This is a genomic window from Vibrio sp. Y176 (assembly GCF_033438945.1).
In genome coordinates, this window is record NZ_JAWOQS010001049.1 from 1 (window position 1) to 542 (window position 542).

The 542-nt window shown below is 44.3% G+C and carries 1 protein-coding gene; it reads right to left on the reverse strand.

Going from position 1 to position 542, the window contains the following annotated elements:
* The coding region (locus R7O13_RS30140) for a cation transporter (RefSeq protein WP_318305628.1) at nucleotides 1-390 on the reverse strand (390 nt) is incomplete at its 3' end.
* Between the last annotated feature and the right edge of the window lie 152 nt (nucleotides 391-542).

The window sequence follows — 542 nt, forward strand, 5'->3', positions numbered from 1 at the left end:
TGTGATCACTTCGGCACTTGTGCTATAGCCTAAGCTTGCCACTAAATCGATGACTTGCTCTTGTGTCAGCAGAGTATGACTGCGTAAGTGCGTTGTCGAAGCTTCGAAAGAGACAACATCTTGATTGGACTCTAATAAAGAAGAGAGTTTTTTCACGCAGCCACCGCAGCTTAGCCCCGATAGTTGGAGCTCATAATGGGTGCCAGCTTGGTAACCAAGGGATTCAATTGAGGCGACCACGTCAGATAAAGACGCATCCGTCTTTAATTCTACAGAGGTCGGAGACAAATTGATGATTTCAACATCGTGATTAGCGTGTAACGCTTTCTCTACTTTCCTTGCACAACCCATGCAGTTGAGCCCCGATAACGGTACAACGAACTGGTTCATAAACTTGTCCTCAATAATAGCGATGTAAAGAGCTTAAACCTTACATCAAGGGGAAGGTCAAGCATTTCATTGGCGAAACAATTTCGTCAAAACTGTCAGTAAAGCTCCGTTTCTTCCTCTGTTGTGTTGCGAGTGATCTCAAGGTTTTTTCT